General features: G+C 43.2%; 13 protein-coding genes. 4 read left to right on the top strand and 9 right to left on the bottom strand.

Annotated elements, in window-relative coordinates; translation table 11 throughout:
- The first annotated feature begins 210 nt into the window (after positions 1–210).
- Together ACFGVR_RS22615 and dacB are read left to right on the top strand one after the other, a co-directional pair.
- Entirely contained in the window at positions 211–1,677 is a 1,467-nt protein-coding gene (locus ACFGVR_RS22615; protein WP_448699952.1) for an APC family permease, read from the top strand.
- The gene (dacB, locus tag ACFGVR_RS22610) at positions 1,655–3,058 is read left to right on the top strand and encodes a D-alanyl-D-alanine carboxypeptidase/D-alanyl-D-alanine endopeptidase (protein ID WP_448699950.1); all 1,404 of its coding nucleotides are present in this window, start codon (positions 1,655–1,657) and stop codon (positions 3,056–3,058) included. Before ACFGVR_RS22615 ends, dacB begins: the two co-directional genes overlap by 23 nt.
- A 138-nt stretch (positions 3,059–3,196) precedes the next feature.
- On the opposite strand, the gene ACFGVR_RS22605 is transcribed toward dacB, so the two are convergent.
- The 9 genes from ACFGVR_RS22605 to ACFGVR_RS22565 form a co-directional block, all read right to left on the bottom strand.
- Positions 3,197–4,492, bottom strand: coding sequence for a bifunctional folylpolyglutamate synthase/dihydrofolate synthase (locus tag ACFGVR_RS22605; RefSeq protein ID WP_448699948.1), 1,296 nt, complete (start codon positions 4,490–4,492; stop codon positions 3,197–3,199).
- Between the two features lie 88 nt (positions 4,493–4,580).
- Entirely contained in the window at positions 4,581–5,381 is an 801-nt protein-coding gene (locus tag ACFGVR_RS22600) for an energy transducer TonB (RefSeq protein ID WP_448699947.1), read from the bottom strand.
- A gap of 3 nt (positions 5,382–5,384) precedes the next feature.
- Positions 5,385–5,783, bottom strand: coding sequence for an ExbD/TolR family protein (locus ACFGVR_RS22595; protein WP_448699946.1), 399 nt, complete (start codon positions 5,781–5,783; stop codon positions 5,385–5,387).
- The gene (locus tag ACFGVR_RS22590; protein ID WP_448699945.1) at positions 5,780–6,487 is read right to left on the bottom strand and encodes a MotA/TolQ/ExbB proton channel family protein; all 708 of its coding nucleotides are present in this window, start codon (positions 6,485–6,487) and stop codon (positions 5,780–5,782) included. The genes ACFGVR_RS22595 and ACFGVR_RS22590 overlap by 4 nt, the downstream gene beginning before the upstream one ends.
- Complete coding sequence (locus tag ACFGVR_RS22585; protein ID WP_448699944.1) at positions 6,484–7,521, bottom strand: HU domain-containing protein; 1,038 nt, start codon at positions 7,519–7,521, stop codon at positions 6,484–6,486. Before ACFGVR_RS22585 ends, ACFGVR_RS22590 begins: the two co-directional genes overlap by 4 nt.
- Before the next feature lie 39 nt (positions 7,522–7,560).
- Positions 7,561–9,369 carry a hypothetical protein gene (locus tag ACFGVR_RS22580; protein WP_448699943.1) on the bottom strand — a complete coding sequence of 603 codons (1,809 nt, stop codon included), beginning with the start codon at positions 9,367–9,369 and terminating at the stop codon, positions 7,561–7,563.
- Positions 9,366–12,437 (bottom strand): tetratricopeptide repeat protein, encoded by a 3,072-nt coding sequence (locus ACFGVR_RS22575; RefSeq protein ID WP_448699941.1) that lies wholly within the window; start codon positions 12,435–12,437, stop codon positions 9,366–9,368. The genes ACFGVR_RS22580 and ACFGVR_RS22575 overlap by 4 nt, the downstream gene beginning before the upstream one ends.
- A gap of 237 nt (positions 12,438–12,674) precedes the next feature.
- Positions 12,675–12,845 (bottom strand): hypothetical protein, encoded by a 171-nt coding sequence (locus ACFGVR_RS22570; protein WP_448699940.1) that lies wholly within the window; start codon positions 12,843–12,845, stop codon positions 12,675–12,677.
- Positions 12,846–13,349: 504 nt separating this feature from the next.
- Positions 13,350–13,760 carry a BrxA/BrxB family bacilliredoxin gene (locus tag ACFGVR_RS22565; RefSeq protein WP_448699939.1) on the bottom strand — a complete coding sequence of 137 codons (411 nt, stop codon included), beginning with the start codon at positions 13,758–13,760 and terminating at the stop codon, positions 13,350–13,352.
- A 210-nt stretch (positions 13,761–13,970) separates the two neighbouring features.
- On the opposite strand from ACFGVR_RS22565, the gene ACFGVR_RS22560 reads away from it, so the two are divergent.
- Both ACFGVR_RS22560 and ACFGVR_RS22555 read left to right on the top strand, forming a co-directional pair.
- Positions 13,971–14,837 carry a M23 family metallopeptidase gene (locus ACFGVR_RS22560; RefSeq protein ID WP_448699938.1) on the top strand — a complete coding sequence of 289 codons (867 nt, stop codon included), beginning with the start codon at positions 13,971–13,973 and terminating at the stop codon, positions 14,835–14,837.
- 7 nt (positions 14,838–14,844) lie between these two features.
- Positions 14,845–15,270, top strand: coding sequence for a bactofilin family protein (locus ACFGVR_RS22555; protein WP_448699937.1), 426 nt, complete (start codon positions 14,845–14,847; stop codon positions 15,268–15,270).
- The last annotated feature ends 29 nt before the right edge of the window (positions 15,271–15,299 follow it).

Raw genomic sequence — 15,299 nt, 5'->3', positions numbered from 1 at the left:
TACACTTTTGAAAGTCGGTAAAATTAAGCAGAACAAGCAAATTACCAAATTTAATTTCCTGAATTTGAGGCACTCTGAATTTATCGTTGTGCATACGTTTTATGCGGAAAATTACGGCATTGACTAACTAATTAATATTAAATACCAATTAAAAATATCAACCTGTTAATTTTTTAAATAGATTAGTACTTTAAACCCTAAACCCCATACATGGAAACACAAACTACACAACCTGAAATGAAGCGCGAGCTGGGCCTGTTAGACGGCACCATGCTTGTTGCAGGCTCAATGATTGGCTCCGGTATTTTTATTGTGAGCACCGATATCGCCCGTTATGTTGGCTCGGCCGGATGGCTCATTGTGGTGTGGTTGTTAACCGGTTTTATGACCTTAACCGCTGCCGTAAGTTACGGCGAATTAAGCGCTATGTTCCCCAAGGCCGGCGGGCAGTATGTATATTTGAAAGAAGCTTACGGTAAGTTTATAGCCTTTTTATATGGCTGGAGCTTTTTCGCTGTGATACAAACCGGCACCATTGCAGCGGTGGGGGTGGCGTTCTCTAAATTCGCGGCCTATTTGTATAAACCTTTTAGCGAAGACAATATCCTGTATAAGTTTAAAACAGGTGTTGATGCCCATGGCGCCGATAAGTTTTTTACAATCAGCGCAGCGCAATTAGTTGCTATAGTGCTTATTGCATTGCTCACATTTCTTAATACCCGTGGTGTTAAAAGCGGTAAGGTTATCCAAAATACATTTACTTTAACTAAACTATTAAGCTTATTCGGCCTTATTGTGTTTGGTTTGATCGCTATTAAGGGTGATATATGGCATGCCAACTGGAGCGATGCCTGGAATTTACATCATTTGAACGATGACGGCACCGCTTCTGTTGGTGGGTATGTTACGGCAGCAGCTTTAGGAGCGATAGCGGCATCAATGGTAGGGTCTATTTTTAGCAGTGATGCCTGGAACAATGTGACCTTTATAGCCGGCGAAATGAATAATCCAAAACGCAATATTGGCCTGAGTTTGTTTTTCGGTACTTTGATCGTAACGCTGATCTATGTATCCATCAATGTGGTGTATGTAGGTACTTTAAGTATGCATGATCTTGCAGCTTCGCCAAACCGCAGGGTAGCGTTGGAGGCATCCAAAGTTATTTTTGGTTCTATTGGTACCATTGTTATTGCAGTAATGATCATGGTATCCACTTTTGGCTGTAATAACGGGTTGATCATGTCGGGAGCACGTGTTTATTACAGTATGGCAAAAGATGGCTTGTTTTTTAAGCGTACCGGCGACCTCAATAAATTTGCTGTGCCCGAGTTTGGCCTGTGGATACAATGTGTTGTTGCAGGGTTACTATGCTTAAGCGGACAGTATGGCGATTTGCTCGATATGATATCGCTGGTCGTGGTGATCTTTTACATCCTCACTATTCTGGGTATCTATATCCTTCGCGTTAAGCGCCCTGATGCGGAGCGCCCTTATAAGGCCTTTGGTTACCCTGTGTTACCGGCACTTTATATCATTATGGGACTGGCCTTTTGTATTTTATTATTACTTTACAAACCAGAATACTCAACCGGTGGTTTATACATCGTACTCTCGGGTATACCCATTTATTTTCTGGCTAAGCGTTTTTTAGGTAATGAGGAAGTTAGTACTACTTAGTTTTTGTTTCCTTACGGGATATGCAGCCGCTGCACAAACGTTACCGCAACGGCTGCAAACCGCGTTCAATAAATTACAGCAGGATAGCCAGAGCCGTTATGCGTCCATATCCTTAACGGTGCTTGATGCTAAAACGGGCGAACAGGTTTTTACGGCTAATCCCTACATGGGTTTGGCAACGGCATCCACGCTTAAAACTATTACGAGTATTACCGCCTTTAACATTTTAGGGAAGGGTTATCAATACACTACCACCCTGAGTTATAACGGCAGCATTGCCAACGGTACCCTTAACGGCGACCTGATCATTAAAGGCAGCGGCGACCCAACTTTAGGCAGCTGGCGCTATCCGGAAACGCGCGAAAACGTAATTTTGAGTTCATGGGTCGACGCCATTCGTAAAGCGGGGATTCAGCATATCCACGGTCGAATCATTGGCGATGATTCGACATTTGGCACCGCCTCTATACCCGATGGCTGGATCTGGCAGGATATTGGTAATTATTACGGTGCCGGTACTTCGGGACTGTGCTGGCGCGAAAACCAGTTTGACATTAAACTTAAAACCGGCAGCATAGGTACAGCGGTGGGCGTGTTAAAAACTGTTCCTGATATGCCTTACCTGGATATTAAAAGTGAGCTCACCAATGCCGAAGCCGGTACGGGCGACAAGTCATACGCGTTTTTGCCGGTAAACGACAACACCATGTACTTGCGCGGTACTTACGCGCAAGATCAAAGTAAAAAAAGCATTTCGGTTACCGTACCCGATCCGGCTTTTGATGTAGCTTACCGCCTTGCTGACACATTAATGCATTTAGGTATCGATGTCGCTCTGGCCCCGGTTTCGGTGCGGAATTTGAGTCAGGTGCCTGCAAACGGTACTTTACTGGTGAGTTACAGTTCACCTAAATTGAGCCGCATTATTTATTGGCTCAATCAAAAAAGTATTAACCTGTATGCCGAGCAATTGCTTAAAACCATTGCGCTGGCATCGGGCAAACCGGTAACAACAGCTAATGGGGTAGAGGCCGAGCAGGAGTTTTGGAAAACCAAAGGTATCGACCCGCACTCCCTGAATATTGTTGATGGCAGCGGGTTATCCCCCGGCGACAGAGTAACCACTTTAACCATGGCTACGATATTACAATCGGCCAAAGCTGCACCCTGGTTCCCCGACTTTTACGAGAGTCTGCCCACTTACAACAACACCAAAATGAAAAGCGGCAGCATTAACAACGTGCTTACCTACGCAGGTTTTCAGCTCTCTAAAGACGGGCACGAGTATTGTTTTTCCATTATGGTGAACAATTACAGCGGCAGCACATCAGGCATCAAACAAAAAATGTTTAAGGTGCTCGATGAGTTGAAGGCCCCCTAACCCCCTAAAGGAGGAATGAGATGATATCGCTTTCTCCGCGTGTCATTGCGAGGAACGAAGCAATCCCAAATATGCAAAGCCGCTCTGTAGGTAGGGGATTGCCACGCTATCGCTCGCAATGACGCTCTGGTATGTTATTTACACCACTTCGGCCACCACAAAAGTGCTCCCACCAACAAATACCAGGTCATTGGGCTCTGCCGCCTGTTTAGCTGCTGCAAATGCGGCAGGCACGTTGGCATAAACTTCACCATGCAGGCCAAAATTTTCTGCCTTTTGTTTTAAACTTTCAGCTTCCAGCCCGCGCGGGATATCCGGTTTGCAGAAGTAATAAATGGCATCTTTAGGCAGCATATCCAACACCTTGCTGTGATCCTTATCGTTAACCATACCTATCACAAAATGTAGTTGACGGTGTGGCGTTGCCGCGATATTCTTCATCACTTCGGCAATACCATCGGGGTTATGGCCGGTATCGCAAATTACCAATGGGTTAGTACTTAAAGTATCCCATCGTCCGCGTAAGCCGGTTAAGGTTTTAACCTGTTTTAGCCCTTCTGCAATATGTTCGTCGGTGATGGTGTAACCTTGCTTACGTAATTCATCAACCGCAGTTAAAACAGTTTTTACATTTTTGGTTTGGTAAGAACCGGGGAGATCGAGTTGTAAGTTGTGAGTTGAGAGTTGTGAGTTGCGGGTAGTGACGGCTAATTCAAGATTTCTTTGTTCCTTGTTCTTTGCTCCTTGCTCTATCTCAAACTTCTCCGAAGCAAACACCAGCGGCGCATTCTCCTGTTTTGCTTTCGCGATAAATACTTCAGCTACTTCGGGTTGATATTCACCTATCACCACCGGGACATTAGGTTTGATAATGCCTGCTTTTTCACCTGCTATTAATGGCAGGGTATCACCCAGCATATTCATATGGTCCCAACCGATATTGGTAATAACCGACAGGAGCGGGGTGATCACGTTGGTGCTGTCCAATCTCCCGCCAAGGCCAACTTCTATAATAGCAATATCTACCTGTTCTTTAGCAAAAATATCAAAAGCCAAAGCCACGGTCATCTCGAAGAAGGATGGCTTTATCTCTTCAAAATCATCTAAATGATCCTGTACAAAATCGATCACGGCTTGCTCCGGTATCATTTGCCCGTTAATACGGATCCGCTCCCTGAAATCCTTTAGATGCGGCGAAGTGTATAAGCCTGTTTTATAACCCGCTGTTTGCAAAATAGCCGCCAGCATGTGCGATGTCGACCCTTTGCCGTTAGTGCCGCCCACATGGATGCTTTTAAACTGATGCTGCGGGTTATTCAGTTTGGCACATAAGGCCAAAGTATTGGTCAGGTCCTTTTTAAACGCCGATGCCCCATCGCGCGTAAACATGGGCAATTGGGTGTATAAATAGTCGAGAGTTTGGGCGTAGGTCACGGGGTATGTAAGATGGATGATGTAAGATGGAAAATGTGAGGCGAAGTTAGAGAAACCTTGTCCATTTTACCTCATCCATCTTACATCTTTAATTTACCTTAAACTTAAAAACAACCGTACCGATCTGTGTATCGGGTGCAGAGTCGGAAGCATTGAGCCTTGAGCTGTACACGGCTTGCTCACACTTTAATAGTAAGGTATTATCGGTAATAGTGGTCCCTTTTGCGCCGGCGCGTGCATAGATCACTACACCGTTTTTATCAACCCGGATATCCACCACAACCGTACCGCTGCTTCTTTTGGGGTTATCAACCGATGGTTTTGAAACAAATGAACGCTGATCCATTGCCAGGCCTCCGTTGCCGGATCCATCACCATTGTAATTGTTACTTAAAACCGAACCATTGGGCTTGCCCTGGTTGCCTGGTGTATTGGTGGTGCCGTCGCCCTCGCCTGTGGCATTGTTAGGCTTGCCTTTATATAAAGCGTTTTGATTGACGGTTGGCTTGCTTGCTGCCTTTTGTGTTTCGGTGGCTACAGTATTGCTTGGTTTTTTGCTGTTATCAGTAACAACCGGCGCATCTTCGGTACTTTGGGTAACTACCTTTTTATCACTGCTTTCGGTATTCGTTTTTTCTGTCGTTTCGGTAGTAATTTTATCGGGCTTGCTTTTGTTGGCCTTTTCCGCTTTTGAGGGCTCTTCAACACTCATATAATCGTCGCCCATACCTTCATCTGTAGTGCCGTAGTTAACCAGTATACCGCCTGTACCTTCGGGCTGTTTGGTAGGCATACCAATAGTTAGCAGGTAGCACAGCGCAAACAAAATGGCTACAATAACAGTAGTAGCGGCAAAAGCCTTCGGATAATTACTTTCCCTATACTCCATGTGTTACTTTGGCTCGGTAGCTAAAACCAGCTTTATATTTAATTTTTGTGCGATATCCATTACCGATACCACGTTTTGTATGGCTACAGAACGATCTACATATAAAACAATGGTCAGTTCGGTAGCTAATTTTTTATATGCCGATAGCGTTGTATTCAGGTCGGCTTCCTGCACCTCTTTTTTATCTACAAAGTATTTCAGCTCTTTGGTAACCGATACCGTAATGGTTTTTTTAGAAACCGACTGGCCCGACGACGATTTAGGCAGCATCAGCTTAATTACGTTAGGGTTGGTAACGGTTGATGCGATCAAAAAGAACAGCAGCAGGAAGAACATAATATCGTTCATCGCTGAAGTATGCACCTCGGCCGAATGCTTTTTATGCCTTGCTCTTAAATTCATTTGCTTGGCTCTTCTAACAGGTCGATAAATTCAATAGCATCTGTTTCCAGCTTCAGTATCACCTTATCAACCATAATGTTCAAAATATTGTATAGTACATAAGCTATAATACCTACCAGTAAACCAGCCGCCGATGTTACCATTTTAACATACAAACCGCCCGATATCACACCCATGCTGATGTTATCTGTTTTTGAGATATCGTAAAATATTTTGATAACGCCCCAAATGGTACCTAAAAAGCCAAACATGGGCGCAATACCCGCTACAATACCTACTATCGGGATGTTTCTTTCCAGTTTTGATACTTCCAGCTTGCCAATGTTTTCAACCGCTCCCTCAATATCTTTAATAGGGCGGCCAATACGCAACAGGCCTTTTTGCAGCATACGGCCCAGTGGCGAGTTGCTGTTTTTGCAGATGGCGATAGCGGCTTCCAGGTTGCCCGATATGACGCTCGACTTAACATTGGCCATCAGGTCGGCCTCGCTTTTGGCTGCTTTACGGATGGTAAAATATCGTTCAAAGAATATCACGAGCGCTAAAACGGCCAATACCCCGATAGGTAACATTACCCAGCCGCCCTTAACCAGCAGGTCGCCAAAACGAATCTCTTCTTGTGGTATTTGTGCAGGCAGGGCAGCATTGGCTACCGTGTCAACAACTTTTTTAGCTGTATCGGTTATTTGCAGTAATAACATCATGGTTTTTTAAATGGATAAATTTGTATACGGATGTCTTGTTTTTTAAGTTTTTGTTTAAATACAGGTAACGCAGCTTTTGCCGAATCATTGTTGTTATAGTCTTGAACTGTAACCTGGTATTTGCCAGCCATTCTATGAACTTCGGCGTTAAAACCCTTTTGAGTTTGGGCCGTTGCATCTTCAGTCGCTTTTTTAAACGTTTGCCACGATCCAACTACAATGCGAAAAGTATCGGTACCTATACTATCTGCCGGAACCGCGTTAACAATACCCATATCTTTTTCGGCCTGCTCCTCACGTTTCAGCGAGTCGGCCGGGGATATGCTTGTGGCGGGTTTGGTGGATTTGCCAAGCATCGGCTTAAAGCGGTCAAACAGTGCGGGTTTATACATATAGGCACCTATAATGGCTACGCCGATCACCACAATAATTAAGGCCAGCACCAGCCAGATATTAACCCGCGACCGCTCGGTTTCTTCTTCCTCTATATAGTCTTCTTCCGGTTCGTCAACTGGTTCTGGCTCTTCAATCGGGGCGGGTTGTTCAACAACCGGCGGTACTTCGGGCACTACAACCGGTGGCTCAACTACCCTCGGCGGGATAACCACGGCATGCTGTTTAAACGAACTATTTCTTTTAAGTCGTACAGGCGCAAGGCCGTAAAACATTTCGTCGGTTTCGTTCAGTTCGCTGGGGGTGAAAATTAATGCCCCGCGGCGGGTACTAAAAGCCCCCATCGTACCAAAAGCTACGTTGCCAACGCCGGCCTGTTCCAGTATATTGGTTACAAATTTTTCGATAAAATATTTCGCCGATGCAACGGATATCTGGCGTTCGCTGGCTATCAGGTTAGCCAAAACATCGTCGTCGGTACTATCGCTTTTAAACTGTATTTGCTGTGTAGGAGGATAAAAATGCTGCTGATCCCTGTTGTAATAACCGTCCACACGGGTCATGGTAAAAGTGCCCAATCCAGGTACTATTAACACGCCTTGCTGGGCCAGTAATTCGTTAATAAAGGCGGGTATATCCATTCGGTTAAAAATACGGTATTTTAAGTAACATCAAAAGGGTTAAAACTTGTAACCCACGCCCCCAAATATATTAAAACCATAGTTAGGATAGTACAACCATGTTTGCGAATCGTTGCCTAACAGGTTATTAACCTGTAAAAATACCGAAAACTTGTTGTTGATCTTATACTCTCCGCCCCCGCTGATATCGGCAAACGAACTAATGTTAACTATCTGGTTTGTAGGCCCTGTACGATCATAAGCAGCACCGCGGAAAGCCAGCGATCCGTTGATGTTAATCTGTTTATTGATATGGATGGTGGTACCGGCCGTTAACTTAAACTTAGGCAGGTTCCAGGGCTGTACTTCGGTAGCTAACTGGTAATCCTTAAACTCAACCTTGCCGAAGATATCAAAATCATCAGACGCTTTATAGTCCAGTTCGCCATTAAAACCGCTTACGCGCGATTTACCGTTATCATAAATTACAGTAAAGCGGTTGTAAGTTTGGGTGGCGTTAAAATTACTTACAAATAAAGGCATGTCCTTAACACTATTGCGATATATGCTGGCCTTAAAGCCTAAGCCTGGAGCCAGCATGCCTTTTAAGCCGACGGTAAGATCAAGCTGGTCAATGGAGTTCTGTATGCTGATGTTTTTACCTAAAAACGGGTTGATCTCTGAGAATTCGCGGATCGACGAGCGGTTTACATCGCCTCCGGCTTCAGCAAACAGGCGAAGATATTTAGGTACGATCTGGAACTCTAATTGCGCTGCCGGAAAGATATTGAATTCGCTTTTATACCCTAACAGGCTTACAATTTTTATCCCGGCATCAATTTTATAGTTCTCGCCTTCCAGTTTAATATAAGGGGTGGCCCTGATAAGGTTGTTGCTGATGTTATACAAACTATCTTTAACGGTAGTCAGATCAATACTGCCGTTTAAGCCAGCGTAAAAGTTACCTATCGTTTGATTGATATAACCAGAAATTGCGATATTATTTTCGTTAGCCAGGTAGGCATTACTAAAAGTATAACCGCTCAATTTTGCAGCATATATAAACTGCTTTTCTTCCTGAGTGGTGTTTTTGGCTATTTCAGCCTCGCCTGATAAGGTACTAAAATGTTGTTTGGCCACATTTAAACCTGCAGGTGGCAGTTGGGTACCATCATAACCATAAAAATAATTATTGCGCAGGCTATAATTTAACCTGCCACTTATACTTGAGCTTTCGCCGATGCTTTTGCCAAAAATACCTGCCTCTTCTTTGCTGTAGTTTTGCTGATATAAGCTGCCTGCCTGCGCGAGGTGTTTTACAAACCCGCCTAATTGCAAACCGGGGTCTGCGCCATTGTTAATGTATACTTCGCCATAAGTGGTTTTGATATTACCGCCGCCCAGTTTGGCATAATTGTTAAATACTTCTGCCGACTGTTCCCTCGGCATTTTCATGGCATCAAACTGGCGGATATCCGTATTTAACTGTAAGGTTTTATCCATTACATTAATGTAGCTTAATGGCGCCTTAAACGGTTGCTGATCTTCCAGATCGGGATTGCGGCGAATTTTAACGGCTTCGGCAAGTACGGGTTTGTAGGCTGTAGTTACTACAATCTCTTCGGATAAACCACCATTGTTTGGGTTTGGCGCAGCAGGCATTTTATTACCGCCACGTTTGGTGGTATCAATTATAGCCGGTAACGATTTTGCCAGGTTCGCTGCTTTTTTATCAGCGGGAATGGTTTTGGCTTTAGCAGCAGCCCTTTTGGCCGCAGCTTTGGCTGCCGGTTTATTGGTTTGAGCGTTTACATCAGCAACGCAAAGCAAAGCCGCAACAGTAATGATGGTTATATATCTCAGTTTCATTGCTTGTTCTCCTTGTTGTCGTCTTTTTTTGTTCCGCTACCGGCAGTCGATAGCGCCTCGAGCTTTTGTTTGGCCATCGGTAAAATATCGTCGTCGCCTTTGTAATTGTCAATAACACTCTGTAAGGTCGCTTTAGCCTGAAAAACATCTTTCAAACCCACATAAGTATCAGCAAGCAGTACATAGGTTTTGGTTACCCAATAATCATAAGCTGATAGTTTGTTGATGAGATCGAAACAGGTTTTTTGCGACTCTTTATACTTGTGTTTTAGATATTCCACATTGGCAATGTTGTACTTAGCTTCGGCAGCGGCAACCGTTTGGGTATGGTTCACCACATCGTTCAATTCTTTTAAAGCGGCAGTGGTATCACCTTTAGCCAGGTAAGCTTTACCAGCATATAAGCTTGATCGAAACTTATCCTCTTCGGATGTCTTGGGATTTGCCTGTACCAGGTTAACGTATTTCAAGGCATCGTCGGGCATTTCCATTTCGGCATAGCACAGCATTAGTTTATCAATGGCAAAGCCATAATCGGCCTGGTACTCCGAGTTTGTTTCTAAACGTTTTAAAAATGGAATGGCCTCGTTGTATTTTTTTTGCGCGATATAGAGCTGCGACATGCTAATGAGTGATTTTTCGGTATATGGACTTGTCCAGTCATTGAGAATATACGTGTAATCGGGTACGGCTTCATCCGGGCGATTCAATTTTACCAAACTTTGCGCACGGATAAATTTGGCTTGTTTATCATATATCGCTTTCGGAAACTTATCAAAGTAACCGCTTACTGCCGATGCCGCTCCCTGCCAATCGCCTTTTAAGTACAGGTTGTTGGCGGCGGTAATCATGATGTTTTCCTGCTCAGCAGTAGTATAGTTGCCTATTGGCGTAGTAGCTGCATAGTTGATAAAGGTTTGTGCATCGCCTTTATCTGTGTATATTTTCTCTACCTGTTTAAGCGCCTGTTTCGCCTCATCGGTTGATGGATACTCCTGGATAACACGTTTAAACGATTGTATCGCCACATCATCTTTACCACCGGCATTGTAATCGATCAGCCCCATGGTTACCAAAGCACGCGGGATATAACTGCTGCGCGGGTATTTATCGGTCAGTGCCATCAGGTCGGTTTTAGCTTCGTCACCTTCGCCTTTTAAAAAGTAGGTATAAGCTATCTCGAATGAAGCATCATCGGCATAATTAGAGTTAGGGAACTTAGCCAGCACATCTTTCAGAGTACCTATCTTGCTGTCGGGCTGGCCCTGTAAACCCTGTATCATCCCGCGCTGAAATAAAGCATAATCTTCGCCCTGGGCATGCTCATCAATAATGCGGTTGTAATAGGTGAGTGCTTTGTTGTAGCTTTTTAATACAAAGTAGCTGTCGGCAACGCGGGTTGTGGCATCGGTTATGGTGTTCTTATCGCGCTCATCGCCATCTAAAAACTTTTCAAAGTAAACGGCTGCCTTTTTATATTGCTCATCGCCAAAAGCCGCGTAAGCCAAGGCATAATTGGCATAGTTGTAAACCGGGGTGTTATGCGCTTCGGGCATATCTAAAAACTTCTCAAAGTTTTCAACCGACTCGCCATACTTGCGCACCTCGTACATCGCTTCGGCCATCCAATAAACGGTCAGTGTTTCTATTTTAGCATCGACAGGATATTTTAACGAACGTATAAACACACCGATGGCATTTTCAAAGGCGCGTTCGTTATAAAATTCCAAACCACGGTAATAAGTTACCTTTTCGTAGGCCTCTTTAGCACTTGGTGTTTTGTTGGGGATAGGTTCCAGTATATCTATCGCTTCACGGTAATTGTGCGAATTAAGCAAAGCTTCGGCGAGCAAGGTTTTAACCTCGTCGAGTTTTGGTGTTTTTGGGTATTTTTTAAGATATAGCCTTGTGGCATCCAGCGCCTGGCTGTTAAAATCCAGTTCGTAGGATAGTTTGGCATATTGATATAAGGCGTCTTCCTGTAAACCAGGGTCAAAATCAAGTTTTGATGCAACCAGGAATGCATTACGTGCGCTTTGTTTGTTGTTAACTTTTAAAAAGATGTTGCCTAAAGTATAGCTGCCGTTTTCGCTGTAGATATCCTTACGATCCACTAATTTTTCCAACTCTTTAATAGCTTTTGGATAATTAGCAATTTTATAGTTGGCGTAGCCTATCTGGTAATCGTCCTGAGTGTTTTGGGTCTTACCCAGATCTTGTTCCTGGAAACGGGCGTAATATGCTGCCGAGTTTTTATAATCCGCTTTAGCGAAATAAGCCGCACCGATAAGGTGCAATATTTCAGTCTCGTTAACCTGTTTGGTGTTATTGATGACCGGGATGGCATAGCTGATCACATCATCGTAACGCTTATCTAAAAAGTAAACGGCGGTAATGTAATAAGGGTAGCTGGCTTCGTATTTTTTGGAATTTTTCAACTTTTCGAAGTTGACCAGGGCTATGCTGTAATCCTTATTAAGGTATGATATATAAGCAAAATAGTAGGTGGCGTCCTCAGTAAAAGGCGAATGCGTGTTTTTTACTTCACTGAAAAGCGACTGCGCATTTTTATAATCATTGGTGGCAAAGTAGGCATAACCTTTACGGAATTTGTATTCTACATATTCGCTGCCGCTCAGATCGCCGGCCTGCACCTTGTCAAACCATTTTAATGCTTCGGCATACTTTTCCTGTTTGGAATAGGAGCGGCCCACCTGGAAGTAAGCCAATTTGCTTAACGGGTTTTCATTATGTTCTTTGATAAACCTAACCAGCAGGCTTTCAGCATCATCATTGTTCAGTTGCAAAGCGCAAAAAGCCTCGTAGTATTGAGCGTTTTCTTTTAACAACGATAGCTGCGACTCGAATTCGGGCTGGTTGGTTGTACTTAACCGGGATTTTTCTACAAGGCGAAATTGTTCGGCGGCGGCGGTGTATTCGCCTTTATCCATCAGATCGGTAGCGGCATGGTAGATGCGGTAAATTTCAAATGCCGGGCTTTGTTGCGCCTTTAACCGTGTAACTAAAATAATAAGAACAAGCAGTACAAGATATTTTGTTTTGGCCATAAACAGACTAATAAACGATGTTGCTAAAATACGCTTAAAGCAAAGGTGTAATTAACATTAGTAATTCACAAGTGTTGAAAACCACTTTTTAAAACGGGTATTGTAAGCAGTTGGTATTGATGTGGATAATTTAAATATTCAGATTAACAGGCAACCGCTGATGCGGTTTTGTGTACTTATCAACAAAAAACCCCTCGCCATGATTGGTGAGGGGCCAGTATAACAACTTAGTTATATTTATTTGCAGCAGCTTGCAGGGTTAGCACAAACCGGCTTGCTGCATTTCTGCCCTTTTGGGCAATGGGTGCATGTGGCATGCTTAGCTACTTTTTTATGAGCAGGAACTTTAGCCATTAAAGATGTGGCTGCGAAAATGATCGCAAGTACACTTAAACCTATTTTTTTCATGATGATCTTTTTTAAATGTCAAATAATTAATATAGAATATATGGTTTGGATAATTATTTAACAGGTTTTTGGTGGTTTCCAATTGGTAGGCTGGTAGTCCGATAAATTGCCGATTTTATATAAAGAGATTGGTTTTGCAAGATATTGAGGTAATGCCGGTTTTAATCTTAACAAAGTAACGGGTAAAAAGCCACACATACTGCACGATAACATCATTGTGCAACCTGGTTTAGTGCAGTCGTCATCGTTGTTTTTCGCTCTGTTTTTGGTGCAGGCCTTTTTATGAACGGTTGTGTGGCAGCACAACTTTTTGTCGACAGGTTTCTCTGTAGGCCTTGCCGTTCCTGTATACGACAGGAATAGAATAACCGAAATCATTAGGATCGACAGAAATCTCATTACCCCAAATTTATAAAGATTAATTCGGATGAAAAATGATGCCTGTCACAAAAAAGTCCGGCGTTTCGGCACCGGACTTTTTCAATTAAGGAGAAACCATATCTCTTAGCAATACTGGTCAAAAGCACCGATCAGGTTATCGGCTATCATTTGAGCAGGGCGGCCCTCGATCTGATGACGCTCAATAATGTGTACCAGCTTACCATCTTTAAATAAAGCCATTGATGGTGATGATGGTGGATAAGGCAACATATAGTTACGTGCTTTGTCAACGGCATCTTTTTCCATACCGGCAAAAACGGTTACCAATTTATCGGGGTGTTTTTCGTTTTGCGAAGCAATTTTGGCAGCAGGGCGTGCATTGGCAGCAGCGCAACCACAAACCGAATTTACCATTACAAATACGGTACCTTCGCTTTCAATAGCGTTAGTTACGGCATCGGCATCTTTTAATTCAACAAAACCAACTCTGGTCAGATCTTCCCGCATAGGGGCAACTAAATATTCTGGGTACATAACTTTTTTTTCTTAAATAACGTACAAAAGTAATAAATGATTAATAGTTAAAAGCCATAGGAGCGAATATTAACATTTTACTGACCGTTTAACCAGCTTATATACGGTTGTTTTACATTAAGCATTTTTTAAGTTATTGATAATTAATTAATTTGGTTTTTATATAGCCATTACTTTTATTAACTTGTAGCACCCTATTCATTATCACTCATGCGTACTAAGTCAAAAGATGTTAGCACAGTCATTATTGTCAATAAAAATCAGCAGCAAACACGATCAATACAAGTAAAAACCAGGCATTTAAAGCATTTAAACAAATATCTCCTGTCGGCCCTTTTGGTTGTGGCCTGCCTGGGTTTATCTATTTTTTATTTGCAAAAACAAAACAGTATTAAGGACGAAGAGAACCATCGCCTGGTAATGCAGTTATCCAAACTTAAGATAAGCATTCCGGCTAAGGTAAAAAAAGATAACAGCGCTACCGCACAAAGCTACATACAAAGTATCCAGGGTAAGCTGGAAACCATTAGTAATTATTTAAAAAAGAGAGGGCTTAAAGGCTTTTCAACTGCATCGACAGGGGGCGGAGGCAAGGCATTAACGCCGGTACTGAGTGCGGTTGAACAGTATGCCTTATATAATGAATACCTGGAGCGTATGGTGTTCGAAACTGCTTTTACTCCACTTGGCTATCCACACAGCGTTGACCACCTCACCAGCAATTTTGGTTACCGCAGCGATCCGTTCGATGCATCGCATGCCGAATATCACCCGGGTATTGACTTTGGAGGCGCTATTGGGGATCAGGTAAAATGTACGGCCAATGGCAAGGTTATCTGGGCCGGCTGGTATGGCGGCTATGGTAACTGCATCCGTATTGAGCATGGTAACCATCTGGAAACTTTATATGGACATTTATCAAAAATAGGTGTAAAGGTTGGGCAAAAGGTTAACGTGGGCGATGTGATAGGTAGAGTAGGATCAACCGGCCACTCAACCGGAGCTCATTTACATTACGAAGTACGCAAAGATGGCAAGCCCATCAATCCAATTAAATTTTTAACCCTTAACAGTTAGTATTTTTATGAGTTTGTTTAGCAAAAAAAATGGCGGCTCGGGCAGCCATCATGCCATATCGACCCTGATTTGCGAAGGTTGTGTGATAAAAGGCGATTTAAAAGCCCCCAATTTTGTGCGTATTGATGGGCAGATAACAGGCGATATTAACATTGATGCAGGCCTGATAGTTGGCGAAAAAGGCGTGGTTACCGGTAATATTGTTACGCGCGAGCTAATTATCTATGGTATTGTTAATGGCAATATCAAAGCCGAATCGTTAAAAATTGAAAGCAGTGGCAAAATAAACGGCGAAATAAAAACGCAAACGTTGCAGGTTGAAATGGGCGCTGTTTACAATGGTAAACTATCTACATCTACGCCGACCACATCTACTCCAATAACCGAAATTGAAGAGGTTGTATTAAAAGAGCTGAAACTAAGTACACTTTAATTTGATAAGGGAAATGCTTAACTTTGCCC

It is taken from the genome of Mucilaginibacter aureus, assembly GCF_053514885.1.
Note: the sequence above shows the minus strand (reverse complement) of the source record. Positions and strands in the feature narration are given on the sequence as shown.